The following is a 25,530-nucleotide window of genomic DNA, read 5'->3' on the forward strand; positions in this document are numbered from 1 at the left end:
GGGGGCCACGCCCGGCGCTCGGAGACAGGGCGGGCGCCAGCCCGAGCGGGCCCGCCCGGGCGGAGCCTCAGGCCCGGCAGGGCAGGGGCCTGGCGGGGCTCGGCGCCTGGGCGGGGCTAGGGGCCCGGGCGGGGCCGTGGCCCGGGCCCGGCAGGGACCCGCACGGGCACGCCTGGGCGGGGCAGCGCCTGGGTGGGACGGGGACCCGAGCGGAGCGACAGCCCGCCCGGAGCAACCACCCGCCCGGGCCGACAATCCACCCGGCGCTACCCGAGAGCGGCCACCTTGTCGCGGTAGCCGCGTACGGGCGCCGCGTCCCGGTACGGCTCCAGCCGGCGTTCGAAGTCGCGGACGTACTCCGTCGCCCGCGCCGATCGCATCTCCGCCGCCTGCCCGGCCGCCTCGGCGCCCAGCTGGCAGGCCTGGTCGAGTTCCCCGAGCCCGAGCCGCGCGGTGGCGAGGACGACCCGGCAGAACAGCCGGCTGCGGGCGTAGACGGGGGCGCGCAGTTGCAGTGAGCGCTCCGCGTGCTGGGCGGCGGCGCGGAACTGCTGGAGGTCCCGGTGGCAGTGCCCGAACTCGTCGGCGAGCTGGGCCTCGTCGAAGAAGCGCGCCCAGTGCGGCACCTCGTCACCGGGACGTGCGCTCTCCATGGCCCGCTCCGCCCGGACCAGTGCCGCGGTGCAGGCCCGCACCTCGCCGAGCACCCCGTGCCCCCGCGCCTCGGCGGCGTGCAGCAGCGCCTGCACCACCGGCGGGGCGCCCGTGCCGACCCCTTGCTGGGCGACGCGGGCGAGCTGCACCGCCTCCCGGCCGTGCCCGAGGTAGACGGCCTGCCGGCTCATGGTGACCAGCACGTAGGAGCCGTAGGCCCGGTCGCCGGCCGCCTGCGCGAGCCGCAGGGCCTGGACGAAGTACCGCTGGGCGAGGCCGTGGGCGGCGATGTCGTACGAGGTCCAGCCCGCGAGCCGGGTCAGGTCGGCGGCGGCGGCGAACAGCCGGCGGCCGGTCTGCTCGCCGTAGGTGCCGCGCAGCATGGGCTCCAGTTCGTGTTCGAGGTAGCGCACGAGGGCCTGGCGGGCGTGGCCGCCGCCGTAGCGGTCGTCCAGGGCGCGGAACAGCTCGCCGACCGATCGCAGGGCGGCCAGGTCCCCGGCGGTGACCTTCTGGCCGGGTCCACGCTCGACGGCCGCCCGCCGCCGGATCGCCGGGTCGACGGCGACCGTGCCCTTGGGCGTCACGGGGCGGCCCTGGGCCGGGATGCGGACCGGCACCTCGGCGCGGGCCACCTTCTCGTCGGCCCGGCCGATCAGCCAGTCCCGGCTGGGCACGACCAGGCCGGCCGGGGTGAAGGCGATCTTCCGCAGCTCGGCGTGGCTGCCGGAGTCCTTGCGCCACAGCCCGCTGACGATGTCGACGGCCTCCTCGGGCGTGGCGGCGAACTCCAGCCCGGCGTAGACGGGGGCACAGGCGTCCAGGCCGAGGTCCTGGGCGGTGAGGCGGCGGCCGAGGCGCCGGGTGAACACCTCGGCGATCAGCGCGGGCGTGGTGCCGCGGGGCTGCTGGCCGCGCAGCCACCGGGTGACCGACGTCTTGTCGTATCTGAGGTCCAGCCCGTGTTCGAGGCCGAGCTGGTCGACGCGACGGGCGAGACCTGCGTTGGAGAACCCCGCTTCTGCGATGAGCGCGGCGAGCTGGCGGTTGGGAGTGCGCTGCGCGGGTCGTTCCGTCATGGTGCGGTGCGGTCTCCTGCCTTCCGGCGTTCGATGTGCCCGGATTGCCTGTGAGCAGCCCTTATGGCCTGGTGGACGGCGCGAATGTAGCGGAGAGTAAGCACCCGATCGCACACTTCGACAGTCATTCATCCGATCGTGTGAGGATTGCCCGTCCTGGCTGACGGCGACCGCCCCCGGCCGGCGTACGGGAGGCGGACGTACAGTGGCGTAGGCACGCTTCGTGCCTTACGAGCTTCTAGGGAGGCGCTTGCCGTGAGTGAGCTGCGGTTCGTCCGCATGGGGTTCGGTGCCGAGGCCGTCGAGTACCAGCGGGCGTGGGACGAGCAGCGCCGGGTGCACGCGGCGCGGTTCGCCGACGAGGTGCCCGACACCGTCCTGCTGCTGGAGCATCCGCCGGTCTACACGGCCGGCCGGCGCACGGCCGACAGCGAGCGCCCCCTGGACGGCACGCCGGTCGTCGACGTCGACCGCGGCGGCAAGATCACCTGGCACGGTCCGGGCCAGCTGGTGGGCTACCCCATCCAGAAGCTCCCGCGCCCGGTGGACGTCGTCGCCCACGTACGGCGGCTGGAGGAGGCCCTGATCCGCACCTGCGCCGAGTTCGGCCTGGAGACCACCCGGGTCGAGGGCCGCAGCGGCGTCTGGGTCCTGGGCGACCCCGTCGAGGAGCGCCCCGCCCTCGGCGGGCTCTCCCTCGACTTCGACCCCCGGCTGCACGACGAGGAGTTCGACCCGCGGCTCAACGGCCCGGAGTACGCCCCGTCCAACGCGGGCCAGCGCCGCGAGGACCGCAAGATCGCGGCCATCGGCATCCGGGTGGCCAAGGGCGTCACGATGCACGGCTTCGCGCTGAACGTGAACCCGGACAACAAGTGGTTCGACAAGATCATCCCGTGTGGCATCCGCGACGCGGGCGTGGCCTCCCTCGCCGGCGAGCTGGGCCGCGACGTGACCATCGAGGAGGTCCTGCCGGTGGTCGAGCGCCATCTGCGCGACGTCCTGGAGAACGCCGACCTCAAGCCACGGGCGATCGAGAAGGCGCCGGCATAAATCCGCCTGCCGGTCACTTGACAACGGAGAGCACGAAGCAGCCCGTCCGGGGGTGCCCCCTCCGGGGGAGTTCGAGGACGAGGCCGCACAGGCCGAGGCGGGGGCCTGGGGGCGGCAGCCCCCAGGAGGCCAGCGCCCTCGCCGGGCATCGAAACAACGGGCGTACGCTTGACGACGCCGAAGAATCAATCGCTAGGAGCCGGTCGTGTCCGCAGTCGCACCCGACGGACGCAAGATGCTGCGCCTGGAGGTCCGCAACAGCCAGACCCCCATCGAGCGCAAGCCCGAGTGGATCAAGACCCGGGCGAAAATGGGCCCCGAGTACTCCAAGATGCAGAACCTCGTGAAGAGCGAGGGCCTGCACACGGTCTGCCAGGAAGCCGGCTGTCCCAACATCTACGAGTGCTGGGAGGACCGCGAGGCGACCTTCCTCATCGGCGGCGACCAGTGCACCCGGCGCTGCGACTTCTGCCAGATCGACACCGGCAAGCCCGAGGCGCTCGACCGCGACGAGCCGCGCCGCGTCGGCGAGTCCGTGGTCACGATGGACCTGAACTACGCCACCATCACCGGCGTCGCCCGCGACGACCTGGAGGACGGCGGCGCCTGGCTGTACGCGGAGACGGTCCGCCAGATCCACCAGCAGACGGCCGGCCGCGAGGGCGGCCGGACCAAGGTGGAGCTGCTGGCCCCGGACTTCAACGCGGTCCCCGAGCAGCTCGCCGAGGTCTTCGGATCCCGCCCCGAGGTCTTCGCGCACAACGTGGAGACGGTGCCGCGGATCTTCAAGCGCATCCGCCCGGGCTTCCGCTACGAGCGCTCGCTGAAGGTCATCACCGAGGCCCGCGACTTCGGCCTGGTCACCAAGTCCAACCTGATCCTCGGCATGGGCGAGACCCGCGAGGAGGTCAGCGAGGCGCTGAAGCAGCTGCACGACGCGGGCTGCGAGCTGGTGACCATCACGCAGTACCTGCGCCCGTCGGTGCGCCACCACCCGGTGGAGCGCTGGGTGAAGCCGCACGAGTTCGTGGAGCTGAAGGAGGAGGCCGAGCAGATCGGCTTCTCCGGCGTGATGTCCGGTCCGCTGGTGCGTTCCTCGTACCGCGCCGGGCGGCTGTACCAGATGGCGGTCGAGCAGCGCCACGCGGTCGCCCCGCACGCCCCGCAGGGCGTGTGAACTCGCGCACAAGTCACTACTCGCCGGTAATGACCGATTCGACGCGGTCCTGACCGTCCTCGCAGATGAGGGCGCCCGTCAGGGCCGCGTCGGCGTTCGGTCGGTGCACGTTTGGGCTTCATGGGTGTTTGACCGTCCGGTCACGCCCTGGTAACACCAATCAGTGACCCTGGAATCACCGCACGTACACCCCTGACCAGCACTGTCCCGAGGGGGGACCACCACGATGCCGATGCCGGCCGCGCCCGTCCGCGCCACCGCGATCCCGTCGTTCTCCGACGCCCTGCGCGCCGTCGAGGCACTGCTCATGAGCAGCGGCCAGCGCACCGCCCGCCGCAACGCCTGGACCTCCGTCCTGGAGGACCGCCGCCGGGCCAAGGACCGGGTCGAGGCCGAGCGCGTGCTCGGCCAAGCCGTCTCCGGCCGTCCCCGGGCCGGCCTCTGACCCTGGCCCGGCGCCGGCCCACCCGGCACTGCCTTCGAAGGCACTCGCGCGGCCACGTAGACTTCGTGCCATGGCGAGGAAGGACAACGCGGCGGAGACTGCGAACCCCGGGCGACTGAAGCAGATCGCTCTCACGTACAAGATGACCCGCAAGGCCGACAAGAAGATCGGTCTTGTACTCGCGGCTGTCGGCATCATCACCTTCGGTGTCTTCCTCGCGATCGGCTTCCTGATCGGTCACCCGATCTATCTCGGCATCCTCGGTCTGCTGCTCGCCTTCCTCGCGACGGCGATCGTGTTCGGCCGCAGGGCCGAGCGGGCGGCCTTCGGCCAGATGGAGGGTCAGCCGGGCGCCGCCGCGGCCGTGCTGGACAACATCGGCCGGGGCTGGACGACCACCCCCGCGGTGGCGATGAACCGCAACCAGGACGTGGTGCACCGCGCGGTCGGCAAGGCCGGCATCGTGCTGGTCGCCGAGGGCAACCCGAACCGGGTGAAGTCCCTGCTCGCGGCCGAGAAGCGGAAGATGAACCGGATCGTCGCCGACGTGCCGGTGCACGACCTGGTCGTGGGCACCGGCGAGGGCCAGGTCGAGCTGAAGAAGCTGCGCACGACCATGATGAAGCTGCCGCGCGTCCTGACCGGCCCGCAGGTCACCGCGACCAACGACCGGCTGCGCGCCCTGGGCGACCTGATGAGCAACATGCCGCTGCCGAAGGGCCCGATGCCCAAGGGCATGCGGCTGCCGAAGGGCGGCCCGCGCCCGCGCTGACGCCGCGGTACGACACCGTACGAGGAGGGGGCGCCCGGAGAGTTCCGGGCGCCCCCTTCGTCGTACGGCCTCGTACGGCGGGACGGCGCTGAAACGGCGGCAGGCCGCGGAAGCCGCTCTGCGCTACAACCGCACTTGCACGACGCTCTGCGCTACAGCCGCACTTCCACGGTGCGGGCCAGCCTGTCGTGCAGCCCCCGGCCGTCGCGGTCCCAGATCAGCGCGGGGACCGCCAGGCACAGCAGGACCGAGCGCAGCAGGGCGCGCAGCGGGTTGACGCGGCCGGTCGCCAGCTCGACGACCCGCAGGCCGAAGAGCCGCTTGCCCGGTGTGAAGCCGAGGGTGCCCACCGTCAGGACGCTCAGGACGAGGAAGATCAGCAACGCCCAGTTGGACGTCGCCTGGCCGTAGCCGTCGGTGATCAGGCCGTATGCGATCAGCAGGCACAGGCTCCAGTCGACGGCCAGGGCCCCCAGCCGGCGGCCGGGACCCGCGATCGAGCCCGGCCCCTCCTCGGGGAGACCGAGGTCCCGGCCCCGGTAACCGAAGTCGGCGCCCGCGTCCTCCATGGCCGCGCGGGGGCCGGAGAGCCACGATCCGATTGCTTGCCTCTTGTCCACCCGTCCACGGTACTGCGCCCGTATATGACCGGGGGACGGCGGGGTGTGTCAGGGCTAGCCTGGACATGAAGCCGGTTAACTTCTGCGAAACAAATGGGTCACGCCCGAGAAATCACCCGTCCTTAGGGTCGGGGACAGCGTGTGCCACCCGCACTGGCCGCACGAACGATCTACCACCCCGGCGGGACGGTCGGGAGTAGGAGGAGCTGGATGTTCCAGAACGCCGACGAGGCCAAGAAGTTCATCGCGGACGAGGACGTCAAGTTCATCGACGTCCGGTTCTGCGACCTGCCGGGCGTCATGCAGCACTTCACGGTGCCCGCCGAGGCGTTCGACCCGGCCGAGGAGCTCGCGTTCGACGGCTCGTCGATCCGCGGCTTCCAGGCCATCCACGAGTCCGACATGGCGCTGCGTGCGGACCTGTCGACCGCCCGGGTCGACCCGTTCCGCCGGGACAAGACGCTGAACGTCAACTTCTTCATCCACGACCCGATCACGGGCGAGCAGTACTCCCGCGACCCGCGGAACGTGGCGAAGAAGGCCGAGGCCTACCTCGCCTCCACCGGGATCGCCGACACCGCGTTCTTCGGCCCGGAGGCGGAGTTCTACGTCTTCGACTCCGTCCGCTTCGCCACCAGCGCGAACGAGTCCTTCTACCACATCGACTCCGAGGCCGGCGCCTGGAACACCGGCGCCCTGGAGGACAACCGCGGGTACAAGGTCCGCTACAAGGGCGGTTACTTCCCGGTCCCGCCGGTCGACCACTTCGCCGACCTGCGCGCCGAGATCTCCCTGGAGCTGGAGCGGGCCGGCCTGAAGGTCGAGCGCCAGCACCACGAGGTGGGCACCGCCGGCCAGGCGGAGATCAACTACAAGTTCAACACGCTGCTCGCCGCCGCCGACGACCTCCAGCTCTTCAAGTACATCGTGAAGAACGTGGCCTGGAAGAACGGCAAGACGGCGACCTTCATGCCGAAGCCGATCTTCGGCGACAACGGCTCGGGCATGCACGTCCACCAGTCGCTGTGGATGGGCGGCGAGCCCCTGTTCTACGACGAGCAGGGCTACGCGGGCCTGTCCGACACCGCCCGCTACTACATCGGCGGCATCCTCAAGCACGCCCCGTCGCTGCTGGCCTTCACCAACCCGACGGTGAACTCGTACCACCGCCTGGTCCCGGGCTTCGAGGCGCCGGTGAACCTGGTGTACTCGCAGCGCAACCGCTCGGCCGCGATGCGTATCCCGATCACCGGCTCGAACCCGAAGGCCAAGCGCGTCGAGTTCCGCGCGCCCGACGCCTCCGGCAACCCGTACCTGGCCTTCTCGGCGCTGCTGCTGGCCGGCCTGGACGGCATCAAGAACAAGATCGAGCCGGCCGAGCCGATCGACAAGGACCTCTACGAGCTGGCTCCCGAGGAGCACGCGAACGTCGCCCAGGTCCCGACCTCCCTCGGCGCGGTCCTGGACCGCCTGGAGGCCGACCACGAGTTCCTGCTCCAGGGCGACGTCTTCACGCCGGACCTGATCGAGACGTGGATCGACTTCAAGCGCACGAACGAGATCGCACCGCTCCAGCTGCGTCCGCACCCGCACGAGTTCGAGCTGTACTTCGACGTGTGATCGACGCCCCCGGGCCCGTACGGCGCCCCCGCTCCTGTGTCAGGGGCGGGGGCGCCGTCGTGGTGTGTGGCCGAAAACGCTTCACAGTACCGACGCGGGCGGCAATCATGTTCAGTAAGACGATTGTTCGAGTGAGGGCGCCGAGGGAACGGGGAGAGGGCGAGGATGACCGAGCGGGAGGACGACGAGCGGGAGTTCGACCTGAAGTGGGCGGACGGCGCCGAGCACAAGGAGCCGTCGGCGCGGGCCCGGATGCTCGCCGCGCGCTGGAAGGAGAACCCGCCCGGGCCGGTCCCCTTCCGGGCGGACCCCGACCCGGTGCGGTCCCGGCACCGGTCCTCGTGGATCTCCACCGCCGTGGTGCTGGGCTGCGTCGCCGCGGTCATCCTGCTGCTCGGGTACCTCAACTTCCGGGCGCCGTACTAGTCGGCCGGCGGGTGCCGTACCGGGCCCGTCGGGGGCGGGCCGGGCGGGCGGGCGCGGATCGGCCGGGTGCCGTGCTGGTCGGCCGGGTGCGGGCCGGGTGACCTGAGGGTCTTCAGCGGCTGGTGCACACTGGACAGCGGGACGAGTGCGTGACTGCGGGGTGATGCACATGCGCAGCCGGTTCCGGAGCGATCGGCGGTTGACCGTGCGGATGGGGCTCACGTTGTTCCTGCTCGGACTGCTGTACGTGGGCTTCGTCGCCGCTCTCGTCGTGCTGCTGAAGTCGTGGGTGCTGGTCGTGGTGATCGCTGCGGCGGTGCTCGGGGCGCAGTACTGGTTCTCCGACCGGATCGCCCTGTACGCGATGCGCGGGCGGGTCGTGGAGCGCGAGGAGTTCCCCGAGCTGCACGGCGTGGTCGACCGGCTGAGCGCGATGGCCGACATGCCCAGGCCGGCGGTCGCCGTGTCGAACATGGACATGCCCAACGCCTTCGCGACCGGGCGGAATGCCGACCACGCCGTGGTGTGCGTGACCACCGGTCTGCTGCGCCGTCTGGAGCCGGCCGAGCTGGAGGGCGTGCTCGCGCACGAGATGTCGCACGTGGCGCACAAGGACGTCGCCGTGATCACGGTCGCGTCCTTCCTCGGGGTGATCGCCGGGCTGGTCGTGCGGTTCGCGTTCTACTCGCAGCTGTTCGGCGGCGGGCGGCGGGACCAGAACACGTTCGTCGTCTTCGCCGCGGTGATGGGTGTCTCCGCGGCCGTCTACGCGCTCAGCTTCCTGCTGATCAGGGCCCTGTCCCGGTACCGGGAGCTGGCGGCCGACCGGGCGGCGGCCCTGCTCACCGGCCGCCCCTCGGCGCTGGCGGCGGCGCTCACCAAGGTCACCGGCGACATCGCCCGCATCCCGACGAAGGACCTGCGGACGGCCCAGGCGTTCAACGCCTTCTACTTCACGCCCGCGCTCGGCTCCCGGCCCTCGCTCGCCCGGCTGTTCTCCACCCATCCGAGCCTTCAGGATCGGCTCGACCAGCTGGGCCGGATCTCCACCGAGCTGGGTGAGCCGCTGCCACCCGGAGGGGCGTGAGCATGCGGCTGCTGGACATCCTGCTCGGCCGCAGCAGGCCCTCCGCGCCCGACCTCGACCGGCTGTTCGCGCTGCCGTCGGCCGCGGTGACGCTCCGGGCCGCGACCGGGTTCACGCCGACCGGGGACGGGGCGGTGTGCTTCGCCACCGTCGAGGGCGCGGCGTTCGAGCGGGCGCACGGCGAGGTGCGGGCGCTGCTGGACGCCGACACCGGCCGCGACGGCTCACGGGTGGAGCCGTACCGGGACGACTACGGCTACTCCTGGCTGGTCTCCCGCCGCTCCTCCGAGGAGCTGCCGGCCCTGGTGAACGACCTGCACGCGGTGAACAGCACTCTGGAGTCGGGCGGCTTCGGACCGCAGCTGCTGTGCTCGCTGGCCGGTTTCCGGCACCCGGACGGGCGGCGCCTGGCGCTGGTCTACCTGTACAAGAGGGGCACGTTCTACCCGTTCGCGCCGGTGCCCGGCGGGGCCGAGCGCCGCGACAACCCCCTGGAGCTGCGGGTGCGGGCCGCGCTCGGCGACGACCTGCCCGTGGAACCGGACCTGAGCCGCTGGTTCCCGGTGTGGGGCGCGCCGGGGCTGTGAGGCGGGCGGCCCGCTGTCAGTGGCGTCCGGCAGGATGAGGGTGCTGGTTACCTGACGGGCGGAGGCGGTCGGCATGGGCGCAGGGCGGCGGCACATCGGGGCGGCTCAGCGGCGGGCGCGGCTGGCCTCGCGGCACCGGCTGGCCGGGGCGGCCCGGGCGGGCACCCCCGAGGAGGTCGCCGCCTCGCTGGTGGCGCTGCACGGCACGGACCCGGCGACGGTGTATCTGGCGGTCGGCGCGCGGCTGAGGGACCCGGCGAAGACGGTGAGCGAGACCGAGCGCGCGTTGTACGAGGACCGCACGCTGGTGCGGATGCACGCCATGCGGCACACGGTCTTCGTCTTCCCGACGGAGCTGACGGCGGTCGTGCACGCCTCGACGGCCCTCGCGGTGGCCGCCCGGGAGCGGGCCGCGCTGCTGCGGGACATGGCGGTGGCCGGGGCGCCGGACGCGGCCTGGCTCGCCGAGGTCGAGGCGTCCGCGCTGGCCGCGCTGGCCCGGCACGGCAGGGCGACGGCGGCCGAGCTGGCCCGCGCCGAGCCGCGCCTGAAGGAGCGGTTCGTGTACGCGGCCGGCAAGAGCTACGAGGGCGTGCACACGGTCTCCACCCGGCTGCTCAAGGTGCTGGGTGTGGAGGGCAAGGTCGCCCGGGACCGCCCGCTGGGTTCGTGGACGTCCGGTCAGTTCCGCTGGGCGCTCGCGCCGGACCACCCCGAGTTGGAGACCGCCGGGGCCCAGGCGGAGTTGCTGCGCCGCTGGCTCGCGGTCTGCGGGCCGGCGACCGAGGCCGACCTGGCGTGGTGGACGCGATGGCCGGTCCCCCAGGTCCGCCGGGCCCTGGCCGCGATCGGGGCGGAGCCGGTCTCCCTGGACGAGGGCACGGGGTACGTCGTCGCCGGCGACGCCGAGCCCGTGGCGGAGCCCGCCGAGCCCTGGGCCGCGCTGCTGCCCGCCCTGGACCCGACGGCGATGGGCTGGCAGCGGCGGGACTGGTATCTCGCGCCGGAGCTGCGCCCGATGCTGTTCGACCGCAGCGGCAACGTCGGGCCGACGGTGTGGTGGAACGGCCGTGTGATCGGCGGCTGGGCCCAGCGCCCCGACGGCGAGATTCTCTGGCGGGTCCTGGACGGCGCGGGCGTCGGCCGCGCGGCGGAGGCCGCGATCGCGGCGGAGGCGGAGCGGCTGCGGGGCTGGGTGGGGGAAACCCGGGTGACACCGCGGTTCCGGACGCCGCTGGAGCGGGAGTTGTCGGGGTAGGCACCGTCCCGACTCCGGCGCAGGTGCCCGTGCCGGTGCCCGTGGCGTTCCCGACCGCGGGGCCTTCCGGTGGTACCGGTGGCGTTCCCGACCGCGGGGCTGTCCGGTGGCGGCGCCCTTCCGGTGCCGGTGACTGTTCAGCCCGTCCGGCGTTTGAGGACGAGGCCGTTCAGGCCGAAGCGGGGTCCGGGGCGGCAGCCCCCGGCGACGGCCAGACCGACGCCGGGCACCCCGTCACGAAAACGGGGCACCCGGCGCCACGCTCACCGCGAGTACCGCATCAACGCGCGCACCATGTGGCACGTCGTGTCCGACGGCGGGTGCACCCCGATCGTCTCCGCGGCGCTGCGTATCGTCTCGTTGCGGGCCTGGTTCGGCACATGGACGCCGGAGTCGAGCAGGGCGATGGCGAGGCGCATCGCCTTCAGCCGGCGATTGTGCGTGACGTACCACTCGCGGGGGCGGCCGGCCGGCAGCGGACGCTTCTCCACGGGTGCGTACGGCAGATCGAGCAGGACCGGCCGCTTGGCGGTCGACTGGGTGGGCAACGGCTTGCGCTTCGATTCCGGCTTCGGCTTCACTGCGGCAGCGGGCACAGGCATCCTCCTGTCGCGGTCAGGGCGTCTCGCCGGAAGACCCGGCCGGCACCCTCGAACACTGCTTCTATTTTACGGCCCACCACTGACAAAAGGCCCTGGCCAGCCGGGCTTTCGGGGGCACTGTGGCGCGCGGGGAGAACGAGTTCTCGCGCCCCGCGGGCTACCGTTGCGGCATGGAGATCTGGATCAACCCGGCCTGTTCGAAGTGCCGCAGCGCGCTCGGCCTGCTCGACGCCGAGGGCGCCGACTACACCGTCCGCCGCTACCTGGAGGACGTACCGAGCGAGGACGAGATCCGCGCCGTACTCGACCGGCTGGGGCTCGAACCGTGGGACATCACCCGCACCCAGGAGCCGGTCGCCAAGGAGCTGGGCCTGAAGGAGTGGCCCCGTGACGCCGGCGCGCGCGACCGCTGGATCACGGCCCTCGCCGAGCACCCCAAGCTGATCCAGCGCCCGATCATCACCGCCGACGACGGCACAGCGGTCGTGGCCCGCACCGAGGAGGCGGTCCGGGACGCGCTCTCCCGCTGACCGGGTCGCCCCTGCGGCCGAGCGGAGCCCAACGCGGCTGTGACACAGGTTACTTGGGCAAAGCGCGTGACCGGTGAGTGACCTCGTTCGGCATCTCGTACATAGCGGCGTACGCTCCCCTACCTCTTCAGGAGGCGCGCATGTCGCGCAGGAGAACTCTCGGTACGAAGAAGAAGATCGCACTGCTGGTCAGCGCCGCGACGGTGGCGGGCGGCGGGGCCTTCGTGATGGCGAGCACCTCGAACGCCTCACAGACCACCGCCCAGACGAAGTCCGCCGGGGACTCGTCCGTCTGTCAGGGGCTCGCCACCGCGCTCGGCAACAACGAGCGGTTCATCGAGGGCCAGCGGGCCGCTCCCGACGCGCAGTCGGAGGCCCGGATCGCCAACCGCGAGGCGGTCATCGAGGAGATCAAGCGCAAGCAGGAGGCGTCCGGGTGCACGGTGGGGGAGTCGGCTCAGGGCTCCCAGGCCGCGCAGCCGCCGCAGGACGGCCAGGAAGACGCCCAGGACGGTGCCCAGGACGGCGGGGAAGCCGACGAGCAGGTCGGTGACCAGGCCGGTGACGCCGGGCAGGCAGTGGCCGGCGAGCAGGTGTGCAACGGCTCGACGGTCACCCTCTCCGGCGAGGGCGGCGCACCCGCGGCGTCCAGCAACCAGTTCCCCGCGGGTACGCGGCTGAAGGTCACCAACCTGGACAACAACAAGTCCACGACCGTGGAGGTCACCTCGGTGTCCGGGAGCTGCGTACTGCTCAACAACGCGGCGTTCGAGCAGGTCCGCGAGCCCGGCAAGTTCCTGATCCGGCGGGCGGTGATCGAGAAGGTGGGGTGAGACCGGCGGGGTCCGGGACGACCCCCAGGACGGATGCGGCCACCGGTTCGACGGAGGGGAATCCGGTGGCCGCCTCCCGCCGTCCGGGCAGAGCAGCGAGGGACGGCGGAAGGCCGCGCCGTGAGGGACAGCGGAAGGCCGCGCCGTGAGGTGCGTCACGGGCGCACCAGGTAACACGGGGTTCACACATGGGCAATGGCCGGGAAATCGCCCGTTGACAAGCTCCCGGTCAGTAGAGGGCGCCCCGCGGCGCCCAGTGCCGCAGCGCCGCAGCACCCGCAAGTGCGCCCAGACCCACCCCGAAGGATGTGGCCCCGTGACCTTCAAGGCTGAGTACATCTGGATCGACGGCACCTCGCCGACGGCCAAGCTCCGTTCCAAGACGAAGATCATCGCCGGGGCCCCCGCCGGACTGGACGCCCTGCCGATCTGGGGCTTCGACGGGTCCTCCACCAACCAGGCCGAGGGCAGCTCCTCGGACTGCGTGCTCAAGCCGGTCTTCACCTGCCCCGACCCGATCCGCGGCGGCGACGACGTGCTGGTGCTGTGCGAGGTCCTCGACACGGACATGGCCCCGCACCCCTCCAACACCCGCGCCGCGCTGGCCGAGGTCGCCGAGAAGTTCGCGGCCCAGGAGCCGGTCTTCGGCATCGAGCAGGAGTACACCTTCTTCCAGGACGGGCACCCGCTCGGCTTCCCCAAGGGCGGCTTCCCGGCCCCGCAGGGCGGCTACTACTGCGGTGTCGGCTCCGACGAGATCTTCGGCCGTGACGTCGTCGAGGCCCACCTGGACAACTGCCTCAAGGCGGGCCTGGGCATCTCCGGCATCAACGCCGAGGTCATGCCGGGCCAGTGGGAGTTCCAGGTCGGCCCGCTGGCGCCGCTGGAGGTCGCCGACCAGCTGTGGGTGGCCCGCTGGCTGCTCTACCGCACCGCCGAGGACTTCGGCGTCGCCGCCACGCTCGACCCCAAGCCGGTCAAGGGCGACTGGAACGGCGCGGGCGCGCACACCAACTTCTCCACCAAGGCGATGCGCGAGGGCTACGACGCCGTCATCACCGCCTGCGAGTCGCTCGGCGAGGGCTCCAAGCCGCTGGACCACGTCAAGAACTACGGCGCCGGCATCGACGACCGGCTGACCGGCCTGCACGAGACCGCCCCGTGGGACAAGTTCTCCTACGGCGTCTCCGACCGCGGCGCCTCGGTCCGGATCCCGTGGCAGGTCGAGAAGGACGGCAAGGGCTACATCGAGGACCGCCGCCCCAACGCCAACGTCGACCCGTACGTGGTGACCCGTCTCCTCGTCGACACGTGCTGCACGGCGCTGGAGAAGGCCGGCCAGGTCTGACCCGCTCACCGACTGCCCCAGGGGCGCCCACCGTCGCGGTGGGCGCCCCTGGCGCGTTCGCCACGACCCTCGTGCTCTGCTGTCGGCAGACGCCCGTTCCCTCCGGCCCGGTGACCGGGCACAGTGGCCGCCATGAGGCTACTGATGCTGGGCGGCACGGAATTCGCGGGACGGGCGGTCGTGGAGGCGGCGCTGGGGCGCGGCTGGGACGTGACCGTCTTCCACCGGGGGCGGCATGCCCCGCCGCCCGGCGTGCGGTCGCTGCACGGCGACCGCACCGCGCCCGGCGGGCTCGCGGCGCTGGCCGCCGGCGGCGACTGGGACGTGGTCGTGGACACCTGGTCGGCGCGGCCCCGGGCGGTGCGGGACGCGGCGCGGCTGCTGCGGGACCGCGCCGGACGGTACGTGTACGTGTCGAGCTGCTCGGTGTACCGGTGGTCCCCGCCGGCCGGATACACCGAGGAGGCGCCCGTCGTGGAGGGCGCCTCGGCCGACGCCGGGCCGACCGACTACCCGCGCGACAAGCTGGGCGGCGAACTGGCCGCCGTGGACGCCTTCGGCCCGGACCGGTCGGTGCTGGTGCGGGCCGGGCTGATCCTCGGCCCGTACGAGAACGTGGGCCGGCTGCCCTGGTGGCTGACCCGGATGGCGCGCGGCGGCCCCGTGCTGGCCCCGGGCCCGCAGGACCTGCCGCTCCAGTACGTCGACGTCCGCGACCTCGCCGAGTGGGTCCTGGGGGCGGCCGAGCAGGAGCTGAGCGGGCCGTACAACCTGATCTCCCCGCAGGGGCACAGCACCATGGGGGAGCTGCTCCGGGCGTGCGCGGAGGTGACCGGAGGCGGGGCGGAGCTGCGCTGGACCGACCCGCGGGCGATCCTCGACGCGGGCATCGAACCGTGGACGCAGCTGCCGGTGTGGGTGCCGCCGGGCAGCGATCTGCACGACGCGCTGCACCGCGCGGACGTCTCCCGGGCCCTCGCCACGGGCCTGCGCTGCCGGCCGGTCCGGGAGACGGTGGCCGACACCTGGCGCTGGCTGCGGGACATCGGCGGCACGGCACCCCAGCGCCCGGACCGGACGAGCAAGGGACTCGACCCGGAGGTCGAGGCGAAGGTGCTGGCGGCGGGCGGGGCCCCGGACGACGGCGACCGGTGAAGGCGGGGGCGCCCGCGTGGACAGGCAGGGCCACGCGGGCGGCTTCCCGCCGGCGCGACCCGCGGTGAGGGCGTCACAACTCCCGGTGTTCGATGGGCTGTTGTGGCGGGGAATGTCCTCACGGACTCCCGGCGATTCCCGAGAGAACTGAACACCTCCGAGACGGCCTCCGTATGGAACGGAGCCGCTTCACTCCTGACGGGCGCCCTCGATGCCCCGCAAGGAAGTCAGAGGAGTTCCATGGGACGCAACACAAGAAAACGCCGTACGCCGCTGGCCACCAAGGCCATAGCCGGGGTGGCGGCCCTGGCGCTCGGCGGGGGCGGGCTGGTCTGGGCCAACTTCTACGCCTCGGCTCATGAGGAGAACTCGGGGCAGGGCCGGACGAGGTCCGCGGCGGCACAGGTCGCGACGATCGACTGTCCCGACGTCGGGCAGCAGCTCTCCGACGTGCCGGACCGGGCCCGCGGGGAGGTCGACGGCGAACTGGCCACGCTGGACCAGCAGATCACCGACGCCTACACCCGCCTCGCCACCACGCGCCGGGCGCAGTCCGAGGATCCCCGGTTCGTGCAGAACGCCATCCTCGGCCCGCTCAAGGACCGGCGGAAGGCGATCATCGACCGCATCCAGCTGGAGATCAACCGGGCCGGCGGCAACGCCGGCGAGGAGCTGGACCAGCTGGCCGGCTGCCAGGGACGGCCCGCGGAGCAGCCGCAGGACGGCCAGAACGGAGACGGCGACGGCAACGACAACAACGACGGCAACGACGACGGGCAGGACCAGGGCGGCGGCGGAGACGGCCAGGACAACGGCGGTCAGGCCGGCAACGGCCCGGTCGCGGACGACTTCGTCGACATCACCACCGTCGAGCCCGATTCGCGGGACCTGGAGAACGGTCTGGCCGCCAACGGCGACGGGGGCTCCACCGGCTCCTTCACCACCAGGTGCGGCGTCAACGAGAACAACCTGTTCAACAGCGACAACCTGATCGTGGCCCCGGGTGTCGACAACGGCGCGCACCACACGCACGACTACGTCGGCAACCAGGACAACGACGCCTTCTCCAGCGACGAGGACCTGGCGCGCGCGGAGACGTCCTGCCAGAACCAGGGGGACAAGTCCACCTACTACTGGCCGGTGCTGCGGCTCCAGGACGGCACCGAGGAGTTCGACAACGACGACCTGGGCGGCGGCGCCGAGGGCAACGTCGGCCGGATCCTCAAGGCCCAGCAGGCCGAGATCACGTTCGTCGGCAACAAGCGGAGCGACGTCGTCGCGATGCCGAAGTTCCTGCGCATCATCACCGGTGACGCCAAGGCCTTCACCAACGGCACCGCCAACGCCAACACCGCCTGGAGCTGCACGGGCTTCGAGGACCGTCAGCTGACGGACAAGTACCCGCTGTGCCCCGAGGGCAGCCAGGTGGTGCGCACGTCCAACTTCCAGAGCTGCTGGGACGGACAGAACATCGACAGCGCCAACCACCGCGACCACGTCGCCTTCGTCCAGGAGGACGGCAGCTGCCCGAACGGCTTCCAGGCCATCCCGCAGCTCCAGGTCCGCCTGGTGTACGACGTGCCGGCCCCGGTGGTCGAGAACGGCCAGGTGCAGAACCCGTACGCCGTGGACGGCTTCCCGGAGCAGCTGCACAAGCCGATCACCGACCACAACGACTTCATCAACGTCATGGACGAGGACCTGATGAACGAGGTGGTCGAGTGCATCAACAACGGTGAGGACTGCGAGTAGTCCCGCCGGACATCCCCGACGAAGGGGGCCGGTGGCGGATTCCGCCACCGGCCCCCTTCGTGCGCGTTCGTCCGCGGTCAGCCGCCGTGTCCCGGGTGCCCGGACGGGTGCCCGCCGCCACCGTGCCGCGTGCCCTCCTCCAGCATCCCGCCGAGCCGGCCGCGCAGCTCGGTCACGACGCCCTGGTGGCCGACGGCGACCCACTTGCGGCCGACCAGGTAGTAGCCGCCGTAGTCCTTGGCGGTGTCGATCCACTCGCGCTGGCCGCGGTCGGTCGCGAAGGTGGCGAGGATGTACTTCTCCTCGCCCTTCTCGCAGATGGCCTGGCGGATCTGGTCGGCGTCGGTCTGCATGTCCGGCTCGCACCGGGCCTTGGCGGCCAGGCTCTCCAGGCTCCCCGTGGCCGTCTGCGGGACGGCCTTCGCGCCGTCGCCGTCGGTGCCGCAGCCCGCCAGCGCGAACAGCGCCGCCGCACCGGCCAGCGCGAGCCTCGGTCGGATCAGCCTCATGTGTTCCTCCGGTCCCTTCCGGCGACATGCCGCACCGGGCCCCGTCGAGGGACCCTGTCCCCACCGATACGGCCGTCAGGGGCGCGGTGCTCAAAGGGCGCCGCGCAACCTCGCCGCGCCGGTGACCATCCGAGGATTCGCTCGTTCTGCTGAACGTGCAGTCACAGGATGTCGTCCCGCGCCCCGCACCGTCCGCCACCGACCCGGTCGTCGACGTCGAACAGGCCGAGGCCGCGCTCGTCGAGCACTATCCGCGTCTGGTCCGGCTCGCCTACCTGGTGCTCCCGCCGGGCCTGGGCCGCAGCCGCCGGGTGCTGACCGCGCACTCCCTGACCCAGCGGGCCCTGCCCCGCAGCCGCACGGCTCCCCCTGCCATCCCCGCCCAGTCCACGGGCCGGGAGGGCGACCCGGGCTACGCGCTGGTGCGGGCCCGGGTCCTCCGGACGGCGCTGGAGGCCGGGCTGCCGTTGCGCCGCCTCGCCCGGCCCCGGCGCTCCCAGCTGCCGCCGCTCCTCCCCCAGGTCTGGGGTCTGAAGCTGTTCCCGCGCTCCGGCGGTGCCGACGAACTCGCCCTGGACCAGCGGCTGTCCGCCCTGTCCGGCGCGGGCCGGGCCGCGTACGCGCTGCGCGGCCTGGAGAAGCTCCCCGACGGCGACGTGCGCGAGGCGCTGCGCGCCGCCGGGGTCGCCGACGCGGACGCCGCGCTGGGCGAGGCCGACTCCGTCCCCGGGCAGTACGCGCTGCTCGACTCCCCCGAGTTCGACCCGTGTTCGCTCCAGGCCCGGCCGACCGATCTGATGCGCCGGCGGCAGCACACCAAGGCCGCGCTGGTCGCCGGGGCCGCCCTGGTGGTGTGCGGGGCACTGCTCGGTCTGCCCGGTGACGGCTGGGGCCCGGACGGCCCCGCCGCCCCGGCGTACGCGCGCAACCCGGCCGCCGAGGCCGCCCTCGACCCCGGCCGGCTGACGAAGGCCGCCCCCACCGCATGGCGCACCTCCAGCCGCACCGACTTCTCGGTGTGGCCGGCCCGCGGCGAGCTCACCGGCGACAAGGAACTGCTGCGCCGAGCGCTGGCCGTGTGGGCCCGCCCCGGCGAGACGGTCGGCGTCTCGGCGACACCGGGCACCCCCACCGGAGGCCCGGCCGGGCCCCCGCAACTGCTGTACGCGGGCACGGTCGACGCCGCCCGCGTCGTGATCCTCCACGACGGCCTGCGGATCGTCCGGTACGCCGAACCGAAGGACGGCACGGCCGGGGCGGCGCTGGACTTCGCCCGGGCCGACGGGGCGACGCGGGCCGAGGCGACCGCGGTGGTGCTGGGCCGCACCGACGGCAACGTGCGGTATCTGACGGCTCCCTGGGTGACCGGGGCGGCGGAGCGCGACCTGACCAAGCCGGGCGCGGGGGCGATGGAGCTGACGCTGACCGACGGGGTGACCTCGCCGCTGGCCAGCCCGGCGCAGAAGCCGGGCGCGTGCACGTCGTGGAACGTGCTGGAGCTGACCGACGGCGACGACCGGCGGCTGATGAGCGACCTCGGCGAACTGGTCCCGGCCCGCCTCACCGCCGGGCACCCCGGCTCGGCCGCGGACGCGTCCGGCGCGAAGGCGCTGCGCACCTGGGCGCCGTTCGCCTGCTCACTGGGCGCCGTGCGCGGCCAGGGCGTGCGGTCGGTGAACGCCTGGGCGTTCGCGGAGCAGCCCCTGCCCGGCGGCGCGGAGGGTTCCGGCGCCTGGGTGTGCACGCGGGCCGAGACCTGGCGGGGCGAGGGAGCCCGGGTGCTGGCCCAGTTCCGGACGCCGGGCGGCCGGCAGGGGGCCGTCGCGGCCAAGGCGGAGAACGTGCCGGCGTGCGGTGCGCGGGACCCCCACGTGCTGGCCGGGGTGCTGTGGAAGGCGGAGTCGGGCGGCTGGTACCTGCTGGCCGCGGGCAGCCGCGACACGGACTCCGTCACGGCGACGGGCGGCATCGACGCCTCCGCGGACGGCCATCTGCTCACCGCCCGCGCCGAGCAGGGCGCGCAGGCCGAGCTGACGGGCACGCTGGACGACGGGCGCGAGATCACCGGCCTGCGGTAGGTCACCGGGCCCCTTACTGACACTGACGTCAACAAGTCGCGTCCGAAGGGTTCCCCCGGAACTTACGCGTCAGTACATTGACGCCATGTCTAATACGCAGGCCCGGCTGCCGCGGCCGGTGGAGTCCGAGCGCATACCGCTCAAGGCACGGAAGGTGTCCTTCTCCTGGGCGGACACACCACTGCACTGGGTGCCGGGGGACCCGTTCACCACGCACACCATCAATGTGCTGCACCTGCTGCTGCCCGCCGGGGAACGGTGGTTCGTGCACGTCTACAAGCAGGTGCTGCCGTACATCCGGGACGAGCGGCTGCGTGAGGACGTCATCGGGTTCATCGGCCAGGAGGCGATGCACTCCCAGGCCCATGACGCGGTCCTGCCGCACCTGAAGGACCAGGGGCTCGACCCGACGCCGTACACCGCGCAGGTCGACTGGCTCTTCGAGAAGCTCCTCGGCGACCGCACTCTGCCGCCGGGCCGGCCGCGCCGGTGGTGGCTGATGGAGCGGGTCGCGCTCATCGCGGCCATCGAGCACTACACGGCGTTCCTCGGCGACTGGGTCCTCAACGCCGGTGAACTGGACCGGCGCGGCGCCGACCCGACCATGCTGGACCTGCTGCGCTGGCACGGCGCCGAGGAGGTCGAGCACCGCTCGGTCGCCTTCGACCTGTTCGTGCACCTGGACGGCGGCTACCGGCGCCGGGCGCGCACCTGGGCGGTGGCGTTCGCGGCCCTGGTGTTCCTGTGGCAGCGCGGGGCGCGGTTCTTCATGGCGAACGACCCGACGCTCGTGGACGGACGCGCACGCTTCCGGGACTTCCACCTGCGCGGCCGGCGCGGACTGCTGCCCTCGACGGGTGCGCTGCTGCGCTCCGTGCCGCGCTACCTGAGCCGTACGTACCACCCGTCGCAGGAGGGGTCGACGGAGCAGGCCGTCGCCTACCTCGCCGCCTCCCCCGCCGCGCTGGCCGCCGAGCGGGCGGAGCGCACCGAACACCCCCAGCCCACCGAGCCCGTCCAGCAGGCCGAGAAGGCCGAGAAGGGAACCCCGTGATGCCGAAGCCGCCCCTGTCGAAGCCGGCGACGCTGTTCCTCGCCGCGGGCGCGGCGCTGCTCGCCCGGCGGGCGCTGCGCCGCCGCATCCAGGGCTCCCCGCTGTGGCCGATGCCCGCGCTGGAGCCGCCGATATCCGGGCAGTCCCGGCCGGGGGCGCTGACGCTGCTGGTCACCGCGCACGAGCGGATCGCCGACGGCGTCGTCCGGCTGCGCCTGGAGGGGCACGACCTGCCGCGCTGGGAGCCCGGCGCCCACCTGGACCTCGTGCTGCCCTCGGGCCTGGTCCGCCAGTACTCCCTGTGCGGCGACCCGGAGGACACCTCGTCGTACACGGTCGCCACCCGGCTGGTCGAGGACGGCCGGGGCGGCTCGCGCGAGGTGCACGAGCAGCTTCAGGAGGGCATGGAGGTTCAGGTGCGCGGACCGCGCAACCGCTTCCCGCTGCGCGAGGCCCCCTCCTATGTCTTCGTCGCCGGCGGCATCGGCATCACCCCGCTGCTGCCGATGCTGCGCGCGCTGCCGGAGGACACCGACTGGCGGCTGCTGTACGGCGGCCGGACACGGGCGTCGATGCCGTTCCTGGAGGAGATCGAGAAGCTGGACCCGCAGGGCGAGCGAAGCGGGACGGGGGTACCCCCGGCCGAAGGCTGGGGGAGGGTCACGGTCGTCGCCGAGGACGAGGCGGGGCTGCCCGACCTCGACGCGTACCTCACCGGTCTGCCCGAGGGCGCGGCCGTCTACTGCTGCGGACCCGAACCCCTGATGGCGGCCGTGGAGGAGCGGCTCCCGGAGGGAACCCCGCTGCACCTGGAACGGTTCGCGCCACGGGCGAACGCCGCGGGAGACCACGCGTTCGAGGTCGAGCTGCGGCGCAGCGGACGGACCCTGACCGTGGCGCCGGACACCTCGGTGCTCGCCGCGGTCCGCGCGGAGCTGCCGAACACCCCGTACTCCTGTGAACAGGGCTGGTGCGGAACCTGCCAACAGCGGGTGCTGGAGGGCGAGATCGAGCACCGGGACGAGCTGCTGACCGACATGGAGCGCGGTGACTCGATGCTCATCTGCGTCTCCCGCTGCCGGGGTGAGCGCCTGGTGCTGGACATGTGAACGCCCGTGCCGGCTCCGGCCCGTTCCGCGGCCGGATTCGATCGGTAAGGTGTTCGCATGACTACCGGGGTACGCCGCAGAATGGGAGTCGAGGAGCGGCGGCAGCAGTTGATCGGCGTCGCCCTCGAACTGTTCAGCCGCCGCTCGCCCGACGAGGTGTCCATCGACGAGATAGCGTCGGCCGCGGGCATCTCGCGCCCGCTCGTCTACCACTACTTCCCCGGCAAACTCAGCCTCTACGAAGCGGCGTTGAAGCGGGCCGCGGACGATCTGGCGACCCGCTTCGTGGAACCGCGCGAGGGCCCGCTGGCCGCGCGGCTGCTGAAGGTGATGGGCCGCTTCTTCGACTTCGTGGACGAGCACGGCCCCGGTTTCGCGGCCCTGATGCGCGGCGGCCCGGCGGTCGGCTCCTCGGCCACCAACGCCCTCATCGACTCCGTACGGCAGGCCGCCTACGTCCAGATCCTGTCGCACCTGGACGTGACCGAGCCGCCCGCGCGCCTGGAGCTGGTGATCCGCTCGTGGATCTCGCTGGCCGAGTCGACGGCCCTGATCTGGCTGGACGGCCGCCGCATCCCGCGCGCCGAGCTGGAGGCCCAGCTCGTCCACGACCTCGCCGCGCTCCTGGCCGTCAGCGCCGCCTACGACGAGGAGATGGGCGCCCTGCTGCGTCGCGTCCTGCGCCACGAGCCCCCCGACGGGCCGTTCGCGGACCTGGTGTCCCGGCTCGTCGGACTGGCGTCGTAGGTCTCAGGCCACCGCGGTCAGGTGGCAGGCGGTGTCCTGGGCCGGCGGGGCGAAGGCGTGGACGCAGTCCCGCAGAAGCGTGGGGACGGCCAGCAGACCGGCGCCCGGCTCGTGGGCGAGGTTGTGGTCCAGCAGGAGGTCGAAGAGGCGCTCGGCGACGGAGGGGGTGACGCCGGTGGTGGCGCAGGCCCGCGGGATGTCGTAGGTGACCTCCGGGTGGAGAGCCAGGGCGCGGCCGAACGCCTGGGCGTCATGGGGCAGCTGGGTGTAGGAGAGCCGAAGGACGGACATCAGGTCGCGGTCCGCCGTGCGCAGGAGCGAGACCCGGCCCGCGGTCGTGCGCAGGCGGGTGGTCACCTCGCGCACGGTCCACGCGGGGCGGTCGCGCAGGCGGCTCGCCACGAGGCGCAGGGCCAGCGGGTGGTGGTCGCACAGAGCGACGGTCCGGGAGAGGGACGAGCCGGCGCAGGCGTCTCCCGCGACACGGCGGAACAGGGTTTCCGAGTCCGTCGGGGACAGCGGCCCGAGGAACAGTGAGCGGGAGCCGTCCGGGGCCGTCGGCCTGCGGCGGGTGGTGATCAGTGTGAGGCTGTCGCCCGTGCCGGGCAGGAGCGGGGCCACCTGGGCCGCGCCGGCCGCGTTGTCGAGGACCAGCAGGACGCGGCGGCCCGCGAGGCGGGACCGCCAGACGGCGCTGCGCTCGGCCAGGCCCTCGGGGATGGTCTCGGGCGCCGCACCGTCGGAGCGCAGCAGGACGCCCAGCGCCTCTTCGGGGCCCAGCGGTGCGCGCGCCGGACTGAAGCCGTGCAGGTCGATGAAGTACTGGCCGTCCGGGTGGTCCGTGGTGCGGCGGTGGGCGAAGTGGACGGCGAGTGCCGTCTTGCCGATGCCGCCCATTCCGTCGATCGTGACCGTGCGCGGCGAGCCGTGGCCCTGCTCGTCGACGGCCTGGTCCAGCAGGGCGAGATCGGCGGTGCGGCCGGTGAAGTCGGGCAGATCGCGCGGGAGGTGGTTGCGGTGCCCCGGACGGACGACGGCGGGCCGGGCCGGGCCGGGAACCTCCCGCTGCGCCTGCGGGTCGTCCGCGAGGATCTCGGCGTGCAGGCGTCGCAGCCGGGGGCCGGGCTCCAGGCCGAGTTCGTCGGCGAGCAGACGGCGGCCCTCGTCGTAGGCCGCGAGCGCGTCGGCCTGCCTGCCGCTGCGGTAGAGGGCGAGCATCAGGCTGCCGCGCAGCGCGTCGCGCAGTGGGTGCCGGGCGGTGAGTGCGGACAGTTCGGCGACCAGCGAGCCGGCCTCGCCCGCCGCGAGGCGCAGCTCCATCAGTTCCTCGACCGCCGTGAGCCGCTGCTCGTCCAGGCCCGCCGCGGCGGCGGTCACCGTCGGGCAGTCGATGCCCGAGAAGGCGTCGCCGCGCCACAGCTCCGACGCCGCGTGCAGCAACCGCACGGCCTCGGCGGTACGGCCCTCGCGCCGTGCGGCACGGGCGGCGCGGACCTGCTCGGTGAAGCGGTGCGCGTCCACGGCGTCGGGAGGCACGTCCAGACGGTATCCGGAGTCCATGGTGACCAGGTGGCCGCCCGCGCAGGCGGCCAGGGCCGCGCGCAGATCACGGATCGCGTTGTGCACCTGGTGACGGGCGGAGGCGGGCGGGTCCTGCCACAGCTCGTCCACGAGGGTGTCCAGCGGCACCGCGCGACGGACGTTCAGCAGCAGGAGGGCCAGCAGGCGCCGGCAGCGCATTCCTCTGAGCGGGACCGGCACCCCCGACTCGCGTACCTCCACCGGCCCCAGAACCAGGAACTCCATGTCCCGCACCCCCGACGTGACGCATTCGTGCAGCGTGATGACGATGCCGACGACGCTAGGCGGGCGGCTGTCCGCGCTCAACGCGCGTACTTCCGAGGGGGCATGCCGTACCTCTAAAGGCACACGCCGGAATCATCTGTTCCAGCTTAGTTTCAGGGCATGCCCCAGGCCTCTCTGCCGCACCGCGCGCAACCGACCGCTCCCGTCACCGAGGTCGTCACCGTCCCCTGCTCCCGTGCGCGCTCCGCCGCACGGACGGTCCGCCACTGTCTGCGTGAGGCGCGTCCGCTCGTGCAGGTCATGTTCGTGCTGCGCTTCGTCACGGGCGCGCTGCTGACGACCTCCGCCGCGCATCACCGGCCCGACGCACCACACCTCGTGCTCGGCGCGGCCGCCTGGTGGGCGGCGACGGTGAGCGTCTACGTCTTCAACGGGGTCAGCGACCTGTGCGAGGACCGGGCCAACAGGTCCCGAAGACCGCTGGCCAGCGGGCAGCTGACCGAGTCCGCGGCCCGGTGGGCGGTTGCGGTGGCCGCCGTCGTGGGGTTGGTGCTCGGCTGTGCCGCGGGGTGGCAGGTCGCCGAGTCCACCGCCGTCTTCCTCGCTCTCGGCTACGTCTACTCCGCGCCCTCGATCGCGGCGAAGTGCCGCTCCTGGTCGGCCTCGGCGGTCACCTGCGCCGCCGCGGGGACGACCTATCTCGCCGGTGTCGCGGCCTCCGGCAGCGCGCTCACCTCCGAGGCCGCCGTCTTCGCCGTCGTGCTTTCGCTCGGCGTGGGGCTGATAGCCGCCGTCGCCAAGGACCTGGGCAGCACCCGGGGCGACGCCCTGGCAGGGCGCCGCACCCTGGCCGTCGTCCGGGGCGAACGCTGTGCGCGGCGGTTCTGTGCCGCGGCCGGCGGCGTACTGGCACTGGTTCTCACGGTCGGCGCCGTGTGGGTGCGGGAACTGCCGCTGGAGGCTGCCGCGGTCGTCTTCGCCCTCGGCGCCCTGTGCGTCGCCGGGCGCTGTCTGCCGGCCGGCAGCGGCCAGGGCGGGCCGCGTGGCCCCTACCGGAGCTGGATGGTCACCCAGTACGCCGTCCATCTGACCGCGCTGGGCGCCCTCCTGTGGGCCTGAGCCTCCCCGCCCCACCACTCGCTCTCGTCAGCACGTTCAAACTCGTTGTTATGATCCCGCAGGGTGGATGAGTGTGAGGAACCGCCCCATCTGGACCATTCCTCACAGGG

Annotated in this window: 24 protein-coding genes; 19 read left to right on the plus strand and 5 right to left on the minus strand. The window is 72.8% G+C overall.

Features of this window, described 5'->3' with window-relative positions:
• Positions 1-266: 266 nt before the first annotated feature.
• Positions 267-1,733 (minus strand): regulator, encoded by a 1,467-nt coding sequence (locus tag ACZ45Q_RS05645; protein WP_468255383.1) that lies wholly within the window; start codon positions 1,731-1,733, stop codon positions 267-269.
• A 147-nt stretch (positions 1,734-1,880) separates the two neighbouring features.
• On the opposite strand from ACZ45Q_RS05645, the gene lipB reads away from it, so the two are divergent.
• The 4 genes from lipB to ACZ45Q_RS05665 all read left to right on the plus strand — a co-directional run bounded on the left by lipB (position 1,881) and on the right by ACZ45Q_RS05665 (position 5,180).
• Positions 1,881-2,786, plus strand: a complete 906-nt coding sequence (gene lipB / locus ACZ45Q_RS05650; protein WP_468255386.1) for a lipoyl(octanoyl) transferase LipB — start codon at positions 1,881-1,883, stop codon at positions 2,784-2,786.
• A 205-nt stretch (positions 2,787-2,991) separates the two neighbouring features.
• Positions 2,992-3,963, plus strand: a complete 972-nt coding sequence (gene lipA / locus ACZ45Q_RS05655; RefSeq protein ID WP_468255389.1) for a lipoyl synthase — start codon at positions 2,992-2,994, stop codon at positions 3,961-3,963.
• Positions 3,964-4,195: 232 nt separating this feature from the next.
• Positions 4,196-4,408: an SCO2195 family GlnR-regulated protein gene (locus ACZ45Q_RS05660; protein ID WP_468255391.1), complete on the plus strand. Its 213-nt coding sequence runs from the start codon at positions 4,196-4,198 to the stop codon at positions 4,406-4,408.
• Between the two features lie 70 nt (positions 4,409-4,478).
• On the plus strand, positions 4,479-5,180 hold the full coding sequence (locus ACZ45Q_RS05665) for a DUF4191 domain-containing protein (protein WP_468255394.1): 702 nt from the start codon (positions 4,479-4,481) through the stop codon (positions 5,178-5,180).
• A 152-nt stretch (positions 5,181-5,332) separates the two neighbouring features.
• Here the strand turns inward: ACZ45Q_RS05665 and ACZ45Q_RS05670 are convergent, their stop codons facing one another.
• On the minus strand, positions 5,333-5,800 hold the full coding sequence (locus ACZ45Q_RS05670) for an RDD family protein (protein WP_468255396.1): 468 nt from the start codon (positions 5,798-5,800) through the stop codon (positions 5,333-5,335).
• Between the two features lie 210 nt (positions 5,801-6,010).
• Between ACZ45Q_RS05670 and glnA the strand changes: the two genes are divergently transcribed.
• The 5 genes from glnA (at position 6,011) to ACZ45Q_RS05695 (ending at position 10,778) form a co-directional block, all read left to right on the plus strand.
• Positions 6,011-7,420, plus strand: a complete 1,410-nt coding sequence (glnA, locus tag ACZ45Q_RS05675; RefSeq protein ID WP_468255399.1) for a type I glutamate--ammonia ligase — start codon at positions 6,011-6,013, stop codon at positions 7,418-7,420.
• Between the two features lie 165 nt (positions 7,421-7,585).
• Positions 7,586-7,846, plus strand: coding sequence for an SCO2583/SCO2584 N-terminal domain-containing protein (locus ACZ45Q_RS05680; RefSeq protein WP_468255402.1), 261 nt, complete (start codon positions 7,586-7,588; stop codon positions 7,844-7,846).
• 169 nt (positions 7,847-8,015) lie between these two features.
• Positions 8,016-8,933: a zinc metalloprotease HtpX gene (gene htpX / locus ACZ45Q_RS05685; RefSeq protein ID WP_468255404.1), complete on the plus strand. Its 918-nt coding sequence runs from the start codon at positions 8,016-8,018 to the stop codon at positions 8,931-8,933.
• A gap of 2 nt (positions 8,934-8,935) precedes the next feature.
• Positions 8,936-9,520 carry a PspA-associated protein PspAB gene (gene pspAB, locus ACZ45Q_RS05690; RefSeq protein WP_468255407.1) on the plus strand — a complete coding sequence of 195 codons (585 nt, stop codon included), beginning with the start codon at positions 8,936-8,938 and terminating at the stop codon, positions 9,518-9,520.
• 73 nt (positions 9,521-9,593) lie between these two features.
• Positions 9,594-10,778, plus strand: a complete 1,185-nt coding sequence (locus ACZ45Q_RS05695) for a winged helix DNA-binding domain-containing protein (RefSeq protein ID WP_468255410.1) — start codon at positions 9,594-9,596, stop codon at positions 10,776-10,778.
• Between the two features lie 263 nt (positions 10,779-11,041).
• Here ACZ45Q_RS05695 and ACZ45Q_RS05700 read toward each other — a convergent pair whose 3' ends face one another.
• Positions 11,042-11,374, minus strand: coding sequence for a hypothetical protein (locus tag ACZ45Q_RS05700; protein ID WP_468255411.1), 333 nt, complete (start codon positions 11,372-11,374; stop codon positions 11,042-11,044).
• 176 nt (positions 11,375-11,550) lie between these two features.
• Here ACZ45Q_RS05700 and ACZ45Q_RS05705 point away from each other — a divergent pair, with 176 nt between their 5' ends.
• From ACZ45Q_RS05705 to ACZ45Q_RS05725, 5 genes are all read left to right on the plus strand, one after another.
• Positions 11,551-11,910: an arsenate reductase family protein gene (locus ACZ45Q_RS05705; protein WP_468255414.1), complete on the plus strand. Its 360-nt coding sequence runs from the start codon at positions 11,551-11,553 to the stop codon at positions 11,908-11,910.
• Positions 11,911-12,050: 140 nt separating this feature from the next.
• Positions 12,051-12,743, plus strand: a complete 693-nt coding sequence (locus ACZ45Q_RS05710; RefSeq protein WP_468255416.1) for an RlpA-like double-psi beta-barrel domain-containing protein — start codon at positions 12,051-12,053, stop codon at positions 12,741-12,743.
• A gap of 316 nt (positions 12,744-13,059) precedes the next feature.
• Positions 13,060-14,091 (plus strand): glutamine synthetase, encoded by a 1,032-nt coding sequence (gene glnII / locus ACZ45Q_RS05715; protein WP_468255419.1) that lies wholly within the window; start codon positions 13,060-13,062, stop codon positions 14,089-14,091.
• Positions 14,092-14,223: 132 nt separating this feature from the next.
• Positions 14,224-15,246: an SDR family oxidoreductase gene (locus tag ACZ45Q_RS05720; RefSeq protein ID WP_468255422.1), complete on the plus strand. Its 1,023-nt coding sequence runs from the start codon at positions 14,224-14,226 to the stop codon at positions 15,244-15,246.
• 240 nt (positions 15,247-15,486) lie between these two features.
• Positions 15,487-16,998 (plus strand): DUF1996 domain-containing protein, encoded by a 1,512-nt coding sequence (locus tag ACZ45Q_RS05725; protein WP_468255424.1) that lies wholly within the window; start codon positions 15,487-15,489, stop codon positions 16,996-16,998.
• Between the two features lie 77 nt (positions 16,999-17,075).
• Here the strand turns inward: ACZ45Q_RS05725 and ACZ45Q_RS05730 are convergent, their stop codons facing one another.
• Positions 17,076-17,507, minus strand: coding sequence for a hypothetical protein (locus ACZ45Q_RS05730; RefSeq protein ID WP_468255427.1), 432 nt, complete (start codon positions 17,505-17,507; stop codon positions 17,076-17,078).
• Positions 17,508-17,662: 155 nt separating this feature from the next.
• On the opposite strand from ACZ45Q_RS05730, the gene ACZ45Q_RS05735 reads away from it, so the two are divergent.
• The 4 genes from ACZ45Q_RS05735 to ACZ45Q_RS05750 all read left to right on the plus strand — a co-directional run bounded on the left by ACZ45Q_RS05735 (position 17,663) and on the right by ACZ45Q_RS05750 (position 22,495).
• Positions 17,663-19,585: a hypothetical protein gene (locus ACZ45Q_RS05735; RefSeq protein WP_468255430.1), complete on the plus strand. Its 1,923-nt coding sequence runs from the start codon at positions 17,663-17,665 to the stop codon at positions 19,583-19,585.
• 85 nt (positions 19,586-19,670) lie between these two features.
• Positions 19,671-20,639 carry a metal-dependent hydrolase gene (locus ACZ45Q_RS05740; RefSeq protein WP_468255433.1) on the plus strand — a complete coding sequence of 323 codons (969 nt, stop codon included), beginning with the start codon at positions 19,671-19,673 and terminating at the stop codon, positions 20,637-20,639.
• A complete protein-coding gene (locus ACZ45Q_RS05745; RefSeq protein ID WP_468255436.1) occupies positions 20,639-21,748 on the plus strand; it encodes a PDR/VanB family oxidoreductase in 1,110 nt (369 codons plus the stop codon). The genes ACZ45Q_RS05740 and ACZ45Q_RS05745 overlap by 1 nt, the downstream gene beginning before the upstream one ends.
• A gap of 57 nt (positions 21,749-21,805) precedes the next feature.
• Positions 21,806-22,495, plus strand: a complete 690-nt coding sequence (locus tag ACZ45Q_RS05750; protein ID WP_468255439.1) for a TetR/AcrR family transcriptional regulator — start codon at positions 21,806-21,808, stop codon at positions 22,493-22,495.
• Between the two features lie 3 nt (positions 22,496-22,498).
• Here the strand turns inward: ACZ45Q_RS05750 and ACZ45Q_RS05755 are convergent, their stop codons facing one another.
• The gene (locus ACZ45Q_RS05755) at positions 22,499-24,382 is read right to left on the minus strand and encodes an AfsR/SARP family transcriptional regulator (protein WP_468255442.1); all 1,884 of its coding nucleotides are present in this window, start codon (positions 24,380-24,382) and stop codon (positions 22,499-22,501) included.
• A 78-nt stretch (positions 24,383-24,460) separates the two neighbouring features.
• Here ACZ45Q_RS05755 and ACZ45Q_RS05760 point away from each other — a divergent pair, with 78 nt between their 5' ends.
• Positions 24,461-25,420 carry a UbiA family prenyltransferase gene (locus tag ACZ45Q_RS05760; RefSeq protein ID WP_468255445.1) on the plus strand — a complete coding sequence of 320 codons (960 nt, stop codon included), beginning with the start codon at positions 24,461-24,463 and terminating at the stop codon, positions 25,418-25,420.
• Positions 25,421-25,530: the final 110 nt, after the last annotated feature.

It is taken from the genome of Streptomyces sp. NPDC031049, from assembly GCF_055571015.1.

Bases quoted from the DNA above. Each gene is read 5' to 3' on its own strand.
- ACZ45Q_RS05645 (WP_468255383.1), bottom strand. From the start codon at position 1,733: ATGACGGAACGACCCGCGCAGCGCACTCCCAACCGCCAGCTCGCCGCG.
- ACZ45Q_RS05660 (WP_468255391.1), top strand. From the start codon at position 4,196: ATGCCGGCCGCGCCCGTCCGCGCCACCGCGATCCCGTCGTTCTCCGAC.
- ACZ45Q_RS05665 (WP_468255394.1), top strand. From the start codon at position 4,479: ATGGCGAGGAAGGACAACGCGGCGGAGACTGCGAACCCCGGGCGACTG.
- glnA (WP_468255399.1), top strand. From the start codon at position 6,011: ATGTTCCAGAACGCCGACGAGGCCAAGAAGTTCATCGCGGACGAGGAC.
- ACZ45Q_RS05680 (WP_468255402.1), top strand. From the start codon at position 7,586: ATGACCGAGCGGGAGGACGACGAGCGGGAGTTCGACCTGAAGTGGGCG.
- htpX (WP_468255404.1), top strand. From the start codon at position 8,016: ATGCGCAGCCGGTTCCGGAGCGATCGGCGGTTGACCGTGCGGATGGGG.
- pspAB (WP_468255407.1), top strand. From the start codon at position 8,936: ATGCGGCTGCTGGACATCCTGCTCGGCCGCAGCAGGCCCTCCGCGCCC.
- ACZ45Q_RS05695 (WP_468255410.1), top strand. From the start codon at position 9,594: ATGGGCGCAGGGCGGCGGCACATCGGGGCGGCTCAGCGGCGGGCGCGG.
- ACZ45Q_RS05705 (WP_468255414.1), top strand. From the start codon at position 11,551: ATGGAGATCTGGATCAACCCGGCCTGTTCGAAGTGCCGCAGCGCGCTC.
- ACZ45Q_RS05710 (WP_468255416.1), top strand. From the start codon at position 12,051: ATGTCGCGCAGGAGAACTCTCGGTACGAAGAAGAAGATCGCACTGCTG.
- ACZ45Q_RS05720 (WP_468255422.1), top strand. From the start codon at position 14,224: ATGAGGCTACTGATGCTGGGCGGCACGGAATTCGCGGGACGGGCGGTC.
- ACZ45Q_RS05725 (WP_468255424.1), top strand. From the start codon at position 15,487: ATGGGACGCAACACAAGAAAACGCCGTACGCCGCTGGCCACCAAGGCC.
- ACZ45Q_RS05730 (WP_468255427.1), bottom strand. From the start codon at position 17,507: ATGAGGCTGATCCGACCGAGGCTCGCGCTGGCCGGTGCGGCGGCGCTG.
- ACZ45Q_RS05740 (WP_468255433.1), top strand. From the start codon at position 19,671: ATGTCTAATACGCAGGCCCGGCTGCCGCGGCCGGTGGAGTCCGAGCGC.
- ACZ45Q_RS05745 (WP_468255436.1), top strand. From the start codon at position 20,639: ATGCCGAAGCCGCCCCTGTCGAAGCCGGCGACGCTGTTCCTCGCCGCG.
- ACZ45Q_RS05750 (WP_468255439.1), top strand. From the start codon at position 21,806: ATGACTACCGGGGTACGCCGCAGAATGGGAGTCGAGGAGCGGCGGCAG.
- ACZ45Q_RS05760 (WP_468255445.1), top strand. From the start codon at position 24,461: ATGCCCCAGGCCTCTCTGCCGCACCGCGCGCAACCGACCGCTCCCGTC.